The 17,734-nt window shown below is 67.0% G+C and carries 12 protein-coding genes; 5 read left to right on the top strand and 7 right to left on the bottom strand.

The annotated features are described in order from the left end of the window. Window positions 1–112 precede the first annotated feature (112 nt). The 4 genes from WMF36_RS24460 to WMF36_RS24445 form a co-directional block, all read right to left on the bottom strand. Entirely contained in the window at window positions 113–1,525 is a 1,413-nt protein-coding gene (locus tag WMF36_RS24460; protein WP_437573152.1) for a DUF1552 domain-containing protein, read from the bottom strand. Between the two features lie 14 nt (window positions 1,526–1,539). Beyond that, window positions 1,540–3,213 carry a DUF1592 domain-containing protein gene (locus tag WMF36_RS24455; protein ID WP_437573151.1) on the bottom strand — a complete coding sequence of 558 codons (1,674 nt, stop codon included), beginning with the start codon at window positions 3,211–3,213 and terminating at the stop codon, window positions 1,540–1,542. A 609-nt stretch (window positions 3,214–3,822) separates the two neighbouring features. Further along, the gene (locus WMF36_RS24450; RefSeq protein ID WP_437573150.1) at window positions 3,823–4,626 is read right to left on the bottom strand and encodes an alpha/beta hydrolase family esterase; all 804 of its coding nucleotides are present in this window, start codon (window positions 4,624–4,626) and stop codon (window positions 3,823–3,825) included. 496 nt (window positions 4,627–5,122) lie between these two features. Then, on the bottom strand, window positions 5,123–5,908 hold the full coding sequence (locus WMF36_RS24445; RefSeq protein WP_437573149.1) for an alpha/beta hydrolase family esterase: 786 nt from the start codon (window positions 5,906–5,908) through the stop codon (window positions 5,123–5,125). 1,938 nt (window positions 5,909–7,846) lie between these two features. On the opposite strand from WMF36_RS24445, the gene WMF36_RS24440 reads away from it, so the two are divergent. Then, window positions 7,847–8,671, top strand: coding sequence for a hypothetical protein (locus WMF36_RS24440; protein WP_437573148.1), 825 nt, complete (start codon window positions 7,847–7,849; stop codon window positions 8,669–8,671). Between the two features lie 691 nt (window positions 8,672–9,362). Beyond that, entirely contained in the window at window positions 9,363–10,559 is a 1,197-nt protein-coding gene (locus WMF36_RS24435; RefSeq protein ID WP_437573147.1) for an endo-1,4-beta-xylanase, read from the top strand. A gap of 582 nt (window positions 10,560–11,141) precedes the next feature. Here the strand turns inward: WMF36_RS24435 and WMF36_RS24430 are convergent. Then, window positions 11,142–11,882, bottom strand: coding sequence for a hypothetical protein (locus tag WMF36_RS24430; RefSeq protein WP_437573146.1), 741 nt, complete (start codon window positions 11,880–11,882; stop codon window positions 11,142–11,144). 311 nt (window positions 11,883–12,193) lie between these two features. Between WMF36_RS24430 and WMF36_RS24425 the strand changes: the two genes are divergently transcribed. The 3 genes from WMF36_RS24425 (at window position 12,194) to WMF36_RS24415 (ending at window position 15,821) form a co-directional block, all read left to right on the top strand. Then, complete coding sequence (locus tag WMF36_RS24425; protein ID WP_437573145.1) at window positions 12,194–12,424, top strand: hypothetical protein; 231 nt, start codon at window positions 12,194–12,196, stop codon at window positions 12,422–12,424. 417 nt (window positions 12,425–12,841) lie between these two features. After that, entirely contained in the window at window positions 12,842–14,566 is a 1,725-nt protein-coding gene (locus WMF36_RS24420) for a glycoside hydrolase family 43 protein (protein ID WP_437573144.1), read from the top strand. A 91-nt stretch (window positions 14,567–14,657) separates the two neighbouring features. Then, window positions 14,658–15,821 carry a family 16 glycosylhydrolase gene (locus WMF36_RS24415; RefSeq protein WP_437573143.1) on the top strand — a complete coding sequence of 388 codons (1,164 nt, stop codon included), beginning with the start codon at window positions 14,658–14,660 and terminating at the stop codon, window positions 15,819–15,821. A gap of 82 nt (window positions 15,822–15,903) precedes the next feature. Here the strand turns inward: WMF36_RS24415 and WMF36_RS24410 are convergent, their stop codons facing one another. Then, window positions 15,904–16,944 (bottom strand): Gfo/Idh/MocA family protein, encoded by a 1,041-nt coding sequence (locus WMF36_RS24410; RefSeq protein WP_437573142.1) that lies wholly within the window; start codon window positions 16,942–16,944, stop codon window positions 15,904–15,906. A gap of 144 nt (window positions 16,945–17,088) precedes the next feature. Beyond that, a complete protein-coding gene (locus WMF36_RS24405; protein ID WP_437573141.1) occupies window positions 17,089–17,559 on the bottom strand; it encodes a hypothetical protein in 471 nt (156 codons plus the stop codon). Window positions 17,560–17,734: the final 175 nt, after the last annotated feature.

The raw sequence follows: 17,734 nt of genomic DNA, 5'->3' as shown, positions 1-17,734 counted from the left end.
CGGCTGTCTCAAGAACCACCGGCTTTGAGCGTAGATCTCGCGCCTACGATCGGGATTTGCTCACCGAGGGACCATGCACCCTCCAGCGAGGCTCACCGCCCGGCGATGCCGCTCAGGCGAGCATGCCGTCGATGGGCCCGGAGCCCTGACCCTCACCGAAGTTCTCCGTCCACTCGGTCTTGTCCCGAACGGCGGCGGCGATGAGGCCGTTGAAGAGGCGGTTGTTCGTGACGTTTCCGGCGTCGATGAACTCGCCCTGCTTCAGGTAGTCGCCCCCGCTTCCGGCGATGATCGTCGGCACGTTGCGGAAGCTGTGCGACGGGCCGTCCGCGACGTGGTTCGTCCACATGATGATGGACTTGTCGAAAAGGCCGCGCGCCTTGAACTGATCGAGTCCGTGGAGCAGCGTCTGCATGCGGAGCACGTCGATCTCGGCGTGTGCTTGCTCGGCCGTCGGGTTGTTGCCCGAAGCCGCGTCCGACTGCACACGGTGGCTGATGTGGTGGAAGGGCCAGCCGAGCCCCGCGTTCGCCGGCACCGCATACTTCGTATGATCCGTGCCGTCGCCGTGCTGCAGCGTCGCCACGCGGTTGAAGTTGCAGGCGAATGCCAGCGCCACGAGCTCGAGGTGGAGCTTCGCGACGTCTTCTATCATGCCGTCCGTCTTGAACGCGAAGCCGCTCTCGAGCGCCTCGAGCTCCGACGTCGCGAGGCCTGCCTGGCTGCAGGCCCCGCTCATCTCGCCCATCGTGACCTCGGTGTCGCGGATGGAGTCGAAATGCTGTTGGAGGCGCTGCTTGTCGGCGGAGCTCAGCGCCGACATGCGCATCAGGCTGTTCAGCTCCTCGCCCACGAAGTCGTTCACGCTCTTGCGGCTGCGGATGAGCTCCTCCGCGAGCGACCCGCCGCTATCACCGCCGCTGTTCGAGAGGCCGACGAGCTTGGAGTAGAGCGTGTACGGGTTGTCGTCCGCCGAGCGCACCTGCCCGGCACCACCGCCCTTGAAAGAGATGCGCTCGGCAATGTACCCGTTCTTGCGGTTGCCGGCGTAGAGCGTGAGCGGCTCGGCGCCGCCGTCGTTCACCAGTTCGGCGATCACCATGTCCGCGGACACGCCGCCCGAGGATGCGGTTCTGCCACCGCCCTGCGCCGGGCGCGCGGTGAGTGCCTGACACAGGCCCTGCGCGTGGCCGCAGTTGCTGGGGCCCCCCATCGGGAAGTTGATACCGCGGATGAACAGCAGGTTCGCGGCGTGAGGCGCGAGCACGTGCGTCGCCTTGCCCGTCATGGCGCCGAGCCCGTCGGTCGTGAGCGGGCCAGTCTTGTCCGGGAAGAAGCGGTCACCCACCACGCCGCACGCCGCCACGATGTAGAGGCTGAACACCGGCGGGCTGTCCGCGGCCCAGGCGGAGCGCGACGGCAACCCCTCGAGGAACGGAAGGGCGATGGCAACGCCGCCCGCGCGCAGGAACGCGCGCCGATTGATACCGGGCCGGCGCGCCACGGGCGGATGAGTGAGGTTCATTGCGATCTTGTGGTTCACAGCGTGCCTCCCATGCGAGTCCGGAATGCTTCGTTCTTCACGAGCTCGAGCATCATCTCTTTCACCGAGCCGCCGGCGCCACGGCTCACCTCGGCCAGCGTCTCGACGAGCGGCAAGTCCGACGGGATGACGTCGCGCTGGAGCGCGAAGCTCGCGAGCTTCTTGGCGTAGCAGAGGTGAGCCTGCTCGCCCTCCGCCATGTGGTGCATCAGCTCGCCGGCGTCCGCGAACGACCTGGGTCCCTCGGAGAAGGAGTAGACACCGCTGCTGTCGATCGGCAAGCCACCGTTCTCCTCGTCCCGAGTTTGCCCCATGCCGTCGAAGTGCTCGAAGGCGAAGCCGACGGGATTGATGAGCAGGTTGTGGCACGCGCCACCGCAGGCGGAGGTGAGCCGCGTGATGCGTTCACGGTTCGTCTGCCCGGGCTCGAGAGGCGGGACCGGCGGAATGTCGGGGGCCGGCGAACCGAGGGGCGTGCACAGCACGTCGAGGTTGATGCTGACGCCGCGGTGGATCGAGTCCGACTCCTCGTTCAGAGCGTTCAGCGTCAGGTAAGGGAGCTGCGAGAAGAAGCCGACGCGATCGGGACCGAGATCTCGCTCCACGACGCCGCTGCCGCTCGGCGCCAGGCCGTAGAGGCTCGCCATCCCCGGCCCCACGAAGCCCTTGGTGGACGTGAGGATGTCCTTGACACCGAGACCCTCGGTGAAGATCTTTTCGAAGAACAGGTACGCGCTCTCCTCGTACTCCGCGTTCAACGATTCCTTGTAGCTCGGCACGCCGAGCTTGCTGATCGTGGCGTAGCGATCGAAGTGGAGCAGCTCGCCATGGAAGTACCGCATGCCCTTGACCGCCGTGGGCTCCTCCAGCATGGACTCGGCGACCGCGGCGATCGCTTCCGGCGTCGTGAGCGTGGACGCCTTGTCGAGCAGCTCGTCGCTCGGCGCGGCGTTGCGCAGCCAGAGCGAGAGCTTCGCCGCGATCTCGTAACCGTTGAGCGGCTTGCGAGCCTCGCCGAGCTCCGTGCGGTAGAGGAAGTGCGGCGACTGCAGCAGCGTCCGAATCACGAGCTGCGCGCCCTTGGCGAACGCGCTCTTCGTTCCGGGCATCGCCGTGCCGGTCTCGAAGAGCGCCGTGTACCTGGCGACCTCGCCGTCCTTCAGCGGACGGCGATACGCGCGGCGCCCCACGGCTTCGATGAAGCCGGCCGCGTCCGTATCCGGGTAAACCTTGGCGAGCGCCGCATCCGAAGCCGTCACCTCGTCGGCGAGCGCCTCCGCCGCCGATTGGTAGTCGCTCCACGAGCGCTGGTTCACGCTCAGCAGGAGCTCGTTGTTCGTGAAATCCGTCGTGCCGGCGACGGGCTTCTCGAACGCGTCGGACAGCGACGAAGGAGCGGCGAGGTTCAGCACCACCTGCACGCTGCTCGCCCACTGCGAGTTCGTGAGGCGCACGAGCCGGTGGTACTTCGGCGCGCCCGGCATGTCGATGCCGCGCGCCACGCCGCCGGTGACGGGGCCGCCGCCGCCCGGCACGGTGCCGTCGCTCCCCTCCGTATCGCCCAAGGAGCCCGTGCACCCCGCGAGCAGGAGCGCCGTGACGCAGAGCCCCGCGCCGAGCGCCCGCCTGCAGCGCGGCAAGCCGGTCATCGAAAAAGACGGTGAGGTCATCATTGTCTCCTGACCCAAGCTCGGGTGACAAAGCAGCTATTTCAGCGTAGCTACAATGCAACCCTCATCCAGAAACTGTCTTGTTCATCGCAAAATCGAGCGAGGCATTGGTTTGACCCGCAACATTTGGCTCGCGACGGATTGACGCTGGACAGTTCGACCACCACCGGAGCTCGTGAGCTCGCGCCGGAGCGAATCGCGAGAGCTTGCGCGGTCTCGGGGGGGCGGCGCGACAGCGGACGACCTGCGGTGCGCCGATCCGCCGTTCGCGGCGCGCACCGCCGAGCGAACGGCATGGGTGCCGAGCTCGATGGTATGACGAACGTCTCGGCGCGCGCGACGACCATCCAGGGCGAAGACAAAGGAAACCGGTCGGACTCAATGTGAGCGCTCACAAGGTCAGTGTCAATTCGAATCGACCCGCCCGCGGGTATCCTCCCAGCCCGGGGGAGGATACCCGCGGGCTGGCACGGCTCCTCCGGAGCGCGGCGTCAGGAGGAGCGGGCGCGAGGCGCCGCGGGACATCAGCATCGTCGGCTTCAACGACATCCCGGACGCGACATCATTCACGCCTGCGGGAGGCCGCGCTCACTCCACAGCCCGCGGGGCTCACTCGAGCGACTGGAAGAAGCGCCAGGCTCGCCCGCCCGCGCCGGACGGTACGGAGTGACCGCCGGGGTGCGTGCAGTACACGAGCGGCAGGCCCTCCTTGCAGCCTTGATACTCGACGCACCCATCGCCGAAGTCCGCCGACGGCATCGTGGTCGCCTGGCAGCCGTTCCGGCCGCGCCAGAAGTCGCGGGTGGATTGTCCCAGCGCGGGGGTCACGGTCCCGTCGGTGTCGCCTTGCGTTTGAATCAGCGGGTGCGCGGCGCCGGCGTCGCTGCACGTGGGCTGGGATCCATTGGGGCCCCATCCGGCGACCGGAGCGAGACCGTGGAACACGGAAGAGCGCTGACAGCCGAGCGTGTTCGTCATGAAACCACCTTGGCTGAACCCGACCGCGAAGACGCGCTTCGTATCCACGCAGTAGCTCGCCTTGGCATGCTCGAGCATGGCGTCGAAGAACGCCAGGTCGGCCTCCAAGCGCGCCGGATTGGCGCTGGGCGGCGGACCGCCCCAGTTGGAGTCTGCTGTGCCCCACTGCGATTGGGTGCTCGGAGGCCTGGATTGCCCATCCGCCGGCAAGCCCTGCGGGTAGATGAGCAGCGCTTGGTTCTTTGTCTCCTGGATGAGCTGGAATCCGCTGTTGTCGTGCGCAGCCCACACGTTGTTCATGTTCAGGCCGTGGATACCGAAGACCAGCGGCAGCGGCTTGCTCGGGTCGTAGTTCTCCGGCACGTGAATCAGGTAGTAGCGCGTCACCCCACCGACCGTCAGCGTCTGCTGCTGGCGAGGGTCCGGGCGCGTCACGGCTTCGCCGCAGCCCATCGAGCCGCTGTCGCCAGGGTCCGCCGAACCGCCGGCACCGGCCGAGTCGCCGCCCGTGCCGCCGGAGCTGCCCGCGCTCGCGCTCGCGGTCGTGCCCGCGCTCGCGCTCGCGGTCGTGCCCGCGCTCGCGCTCGCGGTCGTGCCCGCGCTCGCGGTCGTGCCCGCGCCTCCGCCCCCGCTTCCACCGGCTCCTCCGCCCGACGTCGCTCCCGAGGTGGAACCGGCGCTCGTGGGTGCGCCAGAAGATCCACCAGGGCCGGGGTCGACGGAATCCGGCTCCGATGAGCAAGCGACCAGCCCCGTCGCCACGCCCACAGTGAAAAGAACGCTCAATCCAACTACAGATCTACTCATAAGGATACAACCTCGCTAACTGTTGCTCGTCGGTGGCTCGGGCGAACGCGGGTCGTCCGCCATGCTCCCCCGGCTGGTTGATGCAGGCATGATGAGCCGGGCGCCGCCGGGCCCATCATGATTCTCAATAGGTCGAGAACAGGCTCCAGAGGAACTTGGGCGCGAACGCGGGCCAGCCGTGATTCGTGTTGCTGTAGTTCGGGTCTCCGTGCTGGCACCAATAGACCGGATAGTCCTCGTCACAGCCCTGAACCATGACGCAGTTCGAGAGCTCGTCCGTGTACCCTTCGACGGGCGTCGTGCTCGCCTGGCAGTGGTTCAGCTCGGTATAGAAGTCGCGCGTCTTCGGGCCGTTGTCCGTCCCGACCACCGAGTCGCGCTCTCCGTGGATGACGACGGACGTGACCTGCCCGGTACACGCTCGGGTGCTGGCGTTGAGCGGATACTGGGGTACGTTCTTTGTGGCGCAGGGGCCCACCGCGCGTAGCTTGTCCGCGTGCTCGCAGCCAAGGATACTCGAGAAGTCGCCGCCCGAGCTCTCGCCCGCCGCGAACACGCGAGCCTTGTCGATGCAGAGGTTGTCCGTGATCTGATCGTAGAACGGCTGAAAGAAAGACACATCGCTCGCCCCCCAGCCCGAGCCGGAGTTGGCCGGGTGAGGGTAGACGCGGATCCAGGCCTCCTTGGGGCCGGTCGCCTCGAAGCCCGCGTTCTGCTCTGCCCAGCTGATCGGGTTGCCCGTCGGGTTGAACATGATCATCACCGGATACGGCTTGCTGGCGTCGTAGTTGGTCGGCAGCTTCACGTAGTACTGGTGACCCGATACGGTGAGCGGGCTCTGCGCGCTGCCCGTCTGCGGATTGGCCTTGTTGCAACCCGTGCTCGGCTCCGGGGCGACCTTGCCTCCCATCGATCCGCCCGAGCCACCGGTTCCTGGCGAACCACCGCTTCCGTTCGTTCCTCCCTCACCGCCCGTTCCACCCGCGGGCGCGCCGCCGTCGCCGGTCGTGGTGCCGCCGCCCGTCGTGGTGCTACTGCCGCTGCTCGAGACGGCGGCCCCGCCCGTTCCGGGGTCAGGGTCATTGCCCGACGAGCTCGCGCCGTCACCACTGCAAGCCCAGAGAGCGCAAGAGCCGGCCAGCGTCGCGAACAATGTGGCTCTGGCGATAATAGGTTTGTTTGTCATTTGAATACCCAGGCGCGACTTCGCTCTCATCGGCAGCGTTCGAGGCGCGCCCTCAGCGTGGGGTCGTTTCCAGTTGATTGAAGGATCGGAGGCCGACGACGGAGCTAGGACATCAGCGATGTCACGCGATTTTTATGCGAACAGCACCATCACCTTTTGTGACGAGCGCTGGCTGTTTACCGCTATACCTACAATTCATTGAGGCGGCGCGCCGACTACGCGCTGCGCCAATGACGCGGCGCTGACTTGCGCCACCAGCAGCCCGGGGCCCCAGGGGGTCGGCCTGCCCAAATTGATGCAGTTTCCGAGGAGCGTCGACACCGACAAGGAAGGTTTCACTACGCGCACCCGCGTACGCTCCGCCGCTGGGTGCTGGCGCGCGATGCCAAGCTGGCTGCTTGCTGGCCGGAAGATCCGGCTCCGAGATGGCCATCGTCCCCCCTGGATCTCCGCTCGCCGCGATCGCGGTGGGTACACATTGTGATCGTTCACATTTTCGATGTCAACTTTTGTCGGCGGGACCGCGGGTATTCTCGAGCCCGAGGGAGAACAGGGCTGGCGTAGCTACTCCGACGAAGCGGCGCGTCAAGCGAGGCGGGCGCGGGGCCGTGGTCATGGTCGATGTGGATTCCAGTCATGGTCGATGTGGATTCCAGTCATGGTCGATGTGGATTCCAGTCATGGTCGATGTGGATTCCAGTCATGGTCGATGTGGATTCCAGTCATGGTCGATGTGGATTCCAGTCATGGTCGATGTGGATTCCACTCTTACCGCCCGAGCTCCGTACTGCAGGGCGCGTCACCGGCGGCGCTCGCCGACCCTGGGCTGGTCAGCTTCAGCTTCGACACGACGCGCCACGGCCCGGCGTCCACGCCCCTCGGGCTCGAGGAGGCGGCGCACTGCGCCGGTGGTCGCTGTCGAGAGGGGGCCGGACGTTACGATTCCGGTGGTCGCCGTCGACCAGCACGGCGGTGCGGCGGCCGCGAGCCGCCATCTCCTCGCTGGGCCATCGGACGGTGTGGCACATCACCAGGCCGCCCGCCTGGCTCGAAACTGACCAGAGCAATCGGGACCGAGGATAGCCGCGGGCTGGTCAAATTTGTTGGACGCCTCGAACGTGAACGTTCACAGTCCGCTCTCGGGATGTCCCGCTACTTTGCCTTGGATGGGCCGCACTGCGCACCGTGCCCTCCGTCCTGGGCTCGGGATCGAGCCGCTGCACCGACTCTGTTCGCTCGGTCGTCGCAGGCGCGAGGAAGGGTGAGGTCGCGGGGGCATCGCTCGTTCCGTACCGCGCCGGGCGCGAGGCGGCGCGCTTGGAACGGGCTGATCACATCCCCGGAGTGAGCATGAAGAAACATCGATTCCTTTCGTCACTGGCCTGCATCGGCTGCGCGCTGTCGCTCGCCGCTTGCGGAAGCGATGACGCCGGCAGCGGCGCCACCTCCACCGGTCAAGGTGGCGGCGGAGCCGCCAGCACGGCGAGCGCCGCCTCTGGCGGCTCCAGCGGGGGGTCTCCTGGAGGCGCCTCGGCCAGCGCGGGAGGTCCAGCAGGCGGCGGCATGGGCGGTGGAGCGCCCAGCGGCGGAACGACGGCGGCCGGCGGCGAAGCCGGCGCTGGGGGCTCGGCGGGGACGGGCGGTTCAGACGAATTCGAGCCGGTGACCATCTCGTTCGGGACCAGGCTCGATCCGCGCGCTCAGGTGCTCGAGGCGCGAGCGCTCGCCGAGTCCGCCGCCGATCCCAGCTCTCCGCAGTGGCGCGCCAAAGGTGACCAGCGGAGGACTTATCGCTTTCCAGCCGCTGGCGCCGACGTTCCTTACCGCGTCTGCGTCCCGGATCGCTGGGACGGCACGTCGAAGTTGCCCCTCGTGATGTTCTTGCACGGCGCTTCGAACGACGAGAGCTCGTACCTGGATCAGAACAACAAGCAGATGGTGAATCTGGCTGACCAGCATGGCGTGCTGCTGGTCTCGCCGCTCGGCTACCACGGCGCGTACGGCACCTTCCTGCGGCTGCCGGCCGTGTTCGGGCGACCCGAGGAGGCGGAGAAGCTCCTGGCCGAGCGTACGCCCGAGCGCGAACGCGATCAGGAGCTCAGCGAGAAGGACGTCATCAACGTCCTGGAGCTGGTGCTGAACGAGTACCCGATCGATCGCAGCTCGATGTTCCTCACCGGACACTCGATGGGGAGCGGCGGCACCTGGTACATCGGCGCCAAATACTCCGACTACTGGAAGGCTCTGGCGCCCATGTCCGGCCCCTTCGTCCTGGAGTCGGGCTATCCGTGGGACCGGCTGCGCAACGTGCCCATCTTCGTGACGGAAGGGACCCGCGGCACGCCTTCCCTGACCGGCAGCCGGGAGCTGCGCGACTGGATGATGGCTGGCGGCTACACGGTCACGTACAAGGAAGTCGATGCGGACCATCCGGGAATGGTTCCGCTCGTGCTGCCTGACGTCTTCGACTACTTCGACCGCTGGTAGCCTCCGCGCTCGTCGCGCCGTCGCCCCGGCACCGGTGCTCGGCGTACGCGGCGGCGTTCTCTGCATGCGTGTCGCTGCTGGAAAGTTCCAGTTAACACGGTCACAGGGCCATGCCAGCGTCCTCTCTCGGGCTGGAGGATGCCCGTGGGCGGGTCGATTGGGTTTGACATCGATCATGTGACCGTTCACAGTACTCCGGAGCAGTATTCTTTTGCTTCGTTTTGGGTGGGTCGTCCATGCGCACTGAGATCTTCGTCCTCCGATGGATCTCGGCACCGGTACCGTTCGCTCGGCGGTGCGCGCCGCCGGCGGCGGATCGGCGCACCGCAGGTCGCCGGCTGCCGGGCCGCTTCCTCGAGACCGCGCGATCTCTCGTGATCGCGTTCGTGCGCGAGCTCACGAGGTCCGATCGTGTCTGAGTCGTCCAGCGTTGAACGGTTGCGGGCCACATGCAACAGGCCAGCGCGATGCCGCGCTCGATGACGGAGTGAACAATACGGTTTCTGTGGGTCGGCTGCACCAACGGGTAGGGAGGCCCGCTCGGCGACGAGCGCCTCGAAGGCGGGCTCGTCGACCCGAGCATCGCCTGACGGATCAGGAGATGCAGACGTTTCGGAGCTCGCGCCGCTGCCTATCGGCTCGCCGCTCCAGGGATCACCAACTTCAATCGCTCAACTTGCGGAAGTCCAACATGAACAAGAACCGTTCTTCTCGATGGCTGTGCGGCACGACGTGGATCGCGCTCGGGGTCGCGACTCTCTTTGGATGCGCCGAAGGGGGCGACGGCGGTGACGGTGGCGCGGGCGGCTCGGGGGGAGCTGGCAGCACAAGCGCCGGCACGACGAGCGGCGGCACGACGAGCGGCGGCACGACGAGCGCCGGCACGACCGGCGCCGGCACGACCGGCGCCGGCACGACCGGCGCCGGCACGACGAGCGCCGGCACCGGCGGATCGAACGAGGGCGGCGGCGGTTCAACCGCCTCGAGCAGCGCGTCCACCGGAGCTGGCGGCGCCGAGCCCACGGGGAAGTTCGTCGGCAACATCACGACGCGCGGCGCCGTGCGCGACGGCTTCTCGAAGTACTGGAACCAGATCACGCCCGAGAACGAGGGCAAGTGGGGCTCCGTCGAGAGGTCCCGCGGGAACAGGGACTGGACCGCGCTCGACAGGATCTACAAGTACGCGCAGGACAACAACATCATCTTCAAGCACCACGTCTTCGTGTGGGGCGCCCAGCAACCCGACTGGATCGGGAGCATCTCCGGGCCGGACCAGCAGGCGGCCGTGCGGGATTGGATGAAGTCGTTCTGCGAGCGCTACCCCAAGACGAAGTACATCGATGTTGTCAACGAGCCGCCGCCCCACACCACGCCCTCCTACAAGAACGGCATCGGCGGAGACGGCGCCAGCGGCTGGGACTGGATCGTCAACTCCTTCAAGTGGGCCCGCGAGTTCTGCCCGAACGCGGTCCTGATCCTCAACGACTACAACAACATCGAGTACCCGAACGACCACAACAACTTCATGAGGATCGCGAAGGCGGTTATCGACGCGGGCGCCCCGGTCGACGTCATCGGCGCGCAGGCCCACGACGCGTACAAGATCAACACAAACACCGTCAAGGGCTACATCGACGGGCTCGCCTCGCTGGGCAAGCCCGTGCACATCACCGAGTACGACATCGGCATCGCGGACGACAACCAGCAGAAGAACGTGATGCAGGAGCAGTTCACGATGTACTGGAATCACCCCTCGGTCCAGGGCATCACCTTGTGGGGTTACATCGTCGGCACCACCTGGCGGGACAACACCGGCATCCAGCATCCGGACGACAGGATGCGGCCGGCGATGCAGTGGCTGATGGACTTCCTGGAGCGTGGTGATTGACGTCACGCTCAAGCGGTGATCCTGGAAGACCTGCGGTGCGGCCGTGCTGCCGGTTGGCCAGCCCGCCATGTCGTGCTGCCCAGCGGAGCTCGCCCGAGAGAAGGCCGTGAAGTAGGAGCCCCCGCCAGCCTTGTCGTCCCTCGGGCTCAAGCTTGAGCGCGCGGCAGCGGCGGCTCGGGCGGCGGGGGCGTTCCGAGCGAAGGCTGCGGGACGCTGCCCACGCTCAAGGACAAGAGCACCGTCACGATCCGGAGCGGTGGCAAGGATCGCAAGTACATCCTGTGGCTCCCCGCCGGCCACGACAACAACCCTCCTTACCGATGGGTCCTCGCTTGCCCCTGGTACACGGGCAGCGCGGAGCAGGTCGTGGATTGCACGAGAGAATCGATCCCGTGCTACACGACGCAAAGCCCGTTTCACGGGCTCTGGGACCTTGCCGAGAACAGCACCCTCTTCATCGCGCCCGACGGGCTGAACGCTGGCCGGGGCAACGCGAACGGAGCTGCGGGAGCGGGCGGAGGCGTATGCCGAGGCGCGCTCCCGCTCGGGGGCGACGTCGAACGAGATCGCCAGGGCGCGCGGTCAGGGCTGCGTCTTCTCGACGGACTGGACGTCGAGCTGTATGAATTGGCCGATGAAAGGCGCGGGCGCCGGGGGGACGCCGTCCACGACCAGATGCTTGAAGTTGGCGATCATGACCTGATTTGGATCGTCGCCCAGGAAGGATACGCTGGCTCCGCCCCGAACCGGGATGGTCTTCGTATGGTCGATGATGAACACGTCGTGACCCACGGTGGGGCTGTCGTTGAGGTAGTAGACCTCGGGCGGATCGGAGACAGAGAAGCTGTAGACGTTGTACGTCGGGTTGTCGGGTGTACCGCCCACGCGAAAGTGCATGCCGTCGGGCGTGCCGCCCCGGTACGTCTCCGGTTCGACGACGCCGCGGAGACGGACGGTCACCTGGTAGATCGTGTCGGGCGAGCCGCCGAACGTCCGCATCTCGTCGACGCGCGTGGACGTCGTACATTCGTCACTGTTGCCCGGGTCCTGGTCGCACGGCATCTCCCAGCGAAATCCGTCGATGTTGGCGGCCGCCGCGAGCAGGTCTTCGCCGCCGCTGCCGCCGGCTCCGCCGCCGCCGCCGGCTCCGCCGCCGCCGCCGGCCCCGCCGGAGCTCGCGCTGCTGGAGGCGCTCGTGCTGACGCCCGTCGAGGCTCCTCCGCCCGAACCTCCAGCGCCGGTCGAGCTGGAGGCAGCCTGATCGTCCGGAGGCGGGTCGGCATCGGAGCCGCAGGCAAGAAGGACCGTGATTGCAGGTACCACGAGCAGAGAGATTCTCATTATACACCCGTCCGGCGAGAACGCCGGCATGGAAGCTGGGAACACCGAACTTCGGCTGGTTGACATGGCGTCTCGTTCGAATGGCTATGCCAGCTTCGTGAGCGGCCCGGCGCCCCTCCGGGGCGAAGCAAAAGATGCCAACAGGGGCGAATGTGAACGATCACATTTTTTGTGTCAATCCCGATCGACCGGCCCGAGGTCTCCTCGATCCCGAGGGACGATGGGGCTGGCAGGGCCCCTCCGGAGCGCGGCGTCGAGAGGAACGGGCGCTGGCCTCGTCTTCATCCACGACGTTGCGCACGACCGTGCGCCTGGATTTCTCCGAGCTCGGCCGCTGCCTCCACCTCGTACTCGGCCAGAATGCGGGCAGCCAGCGCTCCTGGTCGCGCGTCGTGGTCGAGGCCGAGCTGGTCCTGGACGAGAGCACACGGCGGCCAGGCCGCGACCGCCTGCTGGCATGCAGCCCTGGGCACGGGGGAGGGGAGACGCTGGTGGACCCCCGCGGGAGGGTCGATCGGGATTGACGCCGGGCATGTGAACGTTCACATTATCTCCGAGCGGCATCCTTCTGCTTCCTGCATCGCCCCGGATGGGTCGTCATGCGCGCCGAGACCTTCGTCGTCCGTTCGGCCTCGGCAACGCGCTCGCTCGGTCGTCTCGGAACACGTTCGCGACGACCATGATCGTGAGGGGTGCCGCACACGCGCAGTCGAGCACCACGGCGCTCGGCGCGCTTCGTCGGAGAGGATCCGAGCGTGAGGGCTCGGGCGTCGTCTGCCGCCGATCTTTTCATCTCTCGCGGAAGACAATCACTGCCAGATCGCCCAGCGGGCTGGCTTGGCGAATCACCCCGCCGAGACGCGCCGGAGAGTCATGAACCGAGCGATCTGCGACATTGGCAACACCTGACGAAGTTTCAGGAGAGCACCAAGGATTCAAGCATGACAACGATCACGGCCTCCCTCCAGCGTAAGCTCCTCACGGCGGCATTGTCGATCTGTGGCGTGACCGGGCTCCCGTCCGGCGCCCTGGCGGACAATCCCATCGTACAGACTTTTTATACCCCCGATCCTGCTCCCTTGGTCCACAATGACACGGTATATCTCTATACCGGACACGACGAGGACAGCGCCACGGACTGGTTCGGGATGAACGAATGGAGAGTGTATTCCTCCACGGATATGGTGAACTGGACGGATCACGGTTCACCGCTGAGGTATAGCGATTTCAGCTGGGCAAAGGGAGACGCGTGGGCGGGCCAGGTCATCCCCAGAAACGGAAAGTTTTACTACTACGTTCCTGTGACGAGCCGCTCGCTCAACAGGCATACCATCGGCGTGGCCGTGTCGGACAGTCCCACCGGTCCCTTCAAAGACGCCCTGGGAAAGCCGTTGATCACTGCCAATTGCGGCGACATCGATCCGACGCCGTTCATCGACGACGACGGCCAGGCCTACCTGTACTGGGGAAACCCCGAAGTGTGCTACGTGAAGCTGAACGAAGACATGATCTCCTACCAGGGGGACGTCGTACGCGTGCCCATGACGGCGGCGAGCTTTGGGCAGAGCACCGGGCGTAAGAATGATGATCGCCATAAAACCAAGTACGAAGAAGGTCCGTGGCTCTACAAGCGCGATGGATTGTACTACCTGGTGTATGCGGGTGGCCCTATTTCCGAATATATCGCCTACTCCACGAGCAGCAGCCCCACGGGCCCGTGGACTTACCGGGGGGTCATCATGCCCACAGAGGGCAGCAGCTTCACCAATCACGCGGGCGTCATCGACTTCAAGGGGAGCTCCTACTTCTTCTATCACAACGGCGCCTTGCCGGGCGGTGGAGGCTTTCACCGATCGACGGCCGTCGAGCGATTCACCTTCAACCCCGATGGTACCTTCCCGACGATCAGGATGACCGAGGCGGGCGCGCCTGGCGTCGGCAACCTGAATCCGTATGTCATGAGGGAGGCTGAAACCATTGCCTGGGAATCCGGGATCGAGACCGAGGCCTGCAGCGAAGGCGGAATGAACGTCACGTCGATCGAGAACGGGGACTACATCAAGGTGAAGGGCGTCGATTTCGGTTCCGGCGCGGTGTCCTTCGACGCAAGAGTGGCCTCGGCGACCAGCGGCGGCAGCATCGAGCTGCGCCTCGACAGCACGACCGGCACGCTGGTGGGAACCTGTACAGTCCAGGGGACCGGCGGCCCCCAGACATGGGCTACCACGTCCTGCGCGGTCGACGGCGCGACAGGGATCCACGATCTCTACCTGAAGTTCACCGGTGGAGGCGGCCCCCTGTTCAATTTCAACTGGTGGAAGTTCACTCCGCTCGACGCCCCGGACCCGGATCCGACGGGCGCCGGGGGGGCTCCCAACATGGGTGAAGGGGGAGCCACGGGCAGCGGCGGCTCGGGAGAGGGTGGGAGCAGCAGCAGCAGCGCGGCAACGACCGGCAGCGGAGCAACGGCGGGCAGCGGCACGGGCGGCGCTGGCGGTACCCCTCCTGACGACGCCGGCGAAGACGGGGGCGGGTGTGCGTGCCGGGTCAAATCAGGGCCCAGCTCCCCCGCGGGCGTGCTCGCCGCCTTGTTCGCGCTGGGCGCGGCCGTCGCGCGGCGGCGTCGTGCGCGAGGAGCCGGGCGGAGCGGGGCCGCCGCGAACTGACGGTCAACAGGCCAGGCCCTGACACGAGGAGCCGACGATGAACTATCGCACGGGCGCTGCCCATGTTAACGTTCACATCGGAGGTTCCAGTATGTTCACGAAATTCCGCGCGGGTCTGATGCTCGCCGCTGCCTCGCTGGCGCTCGCGGTGAGCTCGACCGCAGTCGCGAAGCCCTACAAGGGAGCAGAGCTTTACACTCCCCAGGGCGTTCTTCATGGTCGCATCGAAGTGCGCATGCGCATGGCGCGCGGGAGCGGCATCCTCTCGACTTTCTTCACCTACAAGGACGGCTCCGAGCTGTCCGGTGCATTCTGGGAGGAGATCGACATCGAGGTCTTCGGGAAGGACAACGCCCGGGGCTGGCAGTCCAACATCATCACCGGGATGGGCACGAGGGTGACGTCGGAGCAGGTGCACCCGACGGACGTCTCCCTCGCGGACGGCTATCACACCTACGGGCTGGAGTGGACGCCGGACTACGTCGCCTGGAGCTTCGACGGACGAGAGGTCAGGCGGACGACGGGTGCGCAGGTGGGCACCCTGAAGAATCCCCAGTCCCTGCGCATGAACACGTGGTCGTCCGATGTCACCGAATGGGTCGGACCGTTCGACGATTCCGTCCTCCCGCAGCACCAGTTCGTCAACTGGATCAAGGTCTACCGCTATAACAACGGCGGTTTCGAGCTCGCGTGGCAGGACGAGTTCGACTCCCTGGACGGCGCGCGATGGAGCAAGGCGGACTGGACGTTCGATGGGAACCGCGTCGACTTCGACCCACAGAACGTGACGGTGAAAGATGGCACGCTGGTGCTGTCGCTGACACGGGAGGGGCAGGTCGGATTCACCGGAGCTGTGCCCCGCGATGAGGGCACCGAGCCAGGCACCGGCGCGGGTGCGGGCGGGGCGACGACGGCGAGCGCCTCCTCCGGGGGCGGCGACGGCGGGGCGGGCGGGGCGGCGACGGCGAGCGCCTCCTCCGGGGGCGGCGCCGGCGGGGCGGGCGGGGCGGCGACGGCGGGCGCCTCCTCCGGGGGCGGCGTGGGCGGGACGGGGACGGCGAGCGCCTCCTCCGGGGGCGGCGACGCACCGGGCGAGGGAGGTGGGATCGACGGAACACCGCCGGACGAGGGGTCCTCCGACGGAGGTTGCGGGTGCGTCGTCGCCGGAGCCAGCGCCACGGCGAACTCGTGGGCCGCGGCGCTCGCCGTGGGGCTCTCCGCCCTGGCGATGCGACGGCGCCGGACCCGTCGCTGACCTTGCAGGATGCTCGCAGGCGCAGCGGGGCGGGGCGCCCACGCCGTCGCGGCCGTGACGACGCCGGGCGCTGCGGGCGCCGCTAGATCTTCTCCCAGCGCCCGCTCTCGGCGGAGCGGAAGAGCGCGTCGATGACCCGCATGTTGCCGGCCGCGACCGCGATCGGGTTCTCGACGGGGCCTCCCGTGCGGATGGCGCGCGAGAACGCCTCGCTCTGGAGGTGGTACTGGTCGACGACGTCAGTTGAGGTGACCTGGGCCGAGCTGCAGTTCAGCGTCGAGCCGTCATCGAGGAAGAGCTTGCAGGGCTGGTCGGCGGGCGCGTTGAACGGGATCTCGATCTCGATGCGGCCCCTGGTACCAAGCGCGTTCACGCGCTGGTAGGCCACGGCCTGCGTGCTGCACGTGAACGTCAGGTGCGCGCCGCCGTAGTCGAGCAGGCCCGAGGTCAAGCGATCGGTGCCGAACTCGGGATCGCGCTCGACGAGCGCCATCGCCCGCAGGGGCTCGCGTCCGAACAGGAAGCGCGACATGTTCACCGCGTAGCAGCCGATGTCGTAGAGCGCGCCGCCCCCGACTTCCCTCCTGTTGCGGATGTTGACGGCGTCGCGGTTGAAATACGAGAACGCCGCCTGGACGCTGACCAGGCCGCCGATCTGGCCGCTTCGCACCCAGTCCCTGGCCTGATGCCACTGCGGGTGGTAGCGGATCATGAACGCTTCGGCGATCCGCTTGCCCGTCTCGTGCTGGACGTCGACGAGCGCCGCGGCGTCCTTGGCGCTGAGCGCGATCGGCTTTTCGCACAGGACGTGCTTGCCGGCGCGTGCCGCGCGCGCCGTCCACTTCACGTGCAGGTGGTTGGGCAGCGGGTTGTAGATGGCCTCGATCTCCGGATCGTCGAGCAGCTCATCGTAGCTGCCGTACGCCTTCGGAATCCCGAGCGACTGCGCGGCGGCGCGCGCCTTGCCGATGTCGCGCGACGCCAGCGCGGCGAGCTGGGTCAGGGGCCCCCGCCTCATGCTGGGCAGGCTGACCTTCAACGCGAAGCTGCTCGCCCCGAGGACGCCCCAGCGCACGGGGGTGAGGGGTTCGCTCGACTTCGGACCTTGGGCAGATGTGGGCATGGGCACCTCGCAGCGCGCGACGCCGGTGGCCGACGGCGCGCCTGTCAACGCTCGATGTGAGTCGACCCGACGGTAGGGCCAGGGGCTGGAAGGAGCGCGCGCCCTGCGCGAGGAGCGGAGAGGGCGAGAACAGGGCGCGGCGCCTCAGAAGGTGGCGTCGCGGAGCTTGGCCTTGTACTCCGCCTTGTACAGATCGTGGCAGGCCTTGCAGCTCGCCTTGGCGCCGTCGATATCGCCCTTCTTGGCCTTCTCCGCGCCTTCCTTCGAGATCGCGACCCACTTCGGCATCCCGGGCGGCGGCTTCGACGCCACGTAGTCCAGCGCCGACGCGATCTTCGCGCCGTCGCCGCTCGTGGTCGCCGACTGCATCACCGTCTTCATCCAGCCCTGCATGGGACAGGCTTTCTGTCCTTTTGCGCCGCAGCCGAAATCCTTGCCCTCGGCGACCGATGCGGGGACGTCCGCCGTTCCGCTCGCGGCCCATGCTGCGCCCGCAAAGCCGCCGGCAAAGCCGACTGCAAAGCCAATGCCGACGCTCATTATCACGGCACCCATCAGCTTCATGCTTCTCGACATCGGACGTCTCCTGACCAGGTGAAAGGAAAGCTCGGCCACCCCATCGCAGTTCCGCAAATGTGAACGCTCACATTTCGCACGTCAATCCAAATCGACCGATGCGGGGCGAGCTCTTGGCCGGAGCACGCGCCCGAGTCGCCGCGTACAAGAGGCGATACCCAGGGCGCCGGCCGCCTGCGGCATCGAGCGCCAGCCGTCGGTGCGCTGGTCGGCA

The sequence above is a fragment of the Sorangium sp. So ce887 genome, from assembly GCF_051521455.1.
Lineage (GTDB): Bacteria > Myxococcota_A > Polyangia > Polyangiales > Polyangiaceae > Sorangium.
Note: the sequence above shows the minus strand (reverse complement) of the source record. Positions and strands in the feature narration are given on the sequence as shown.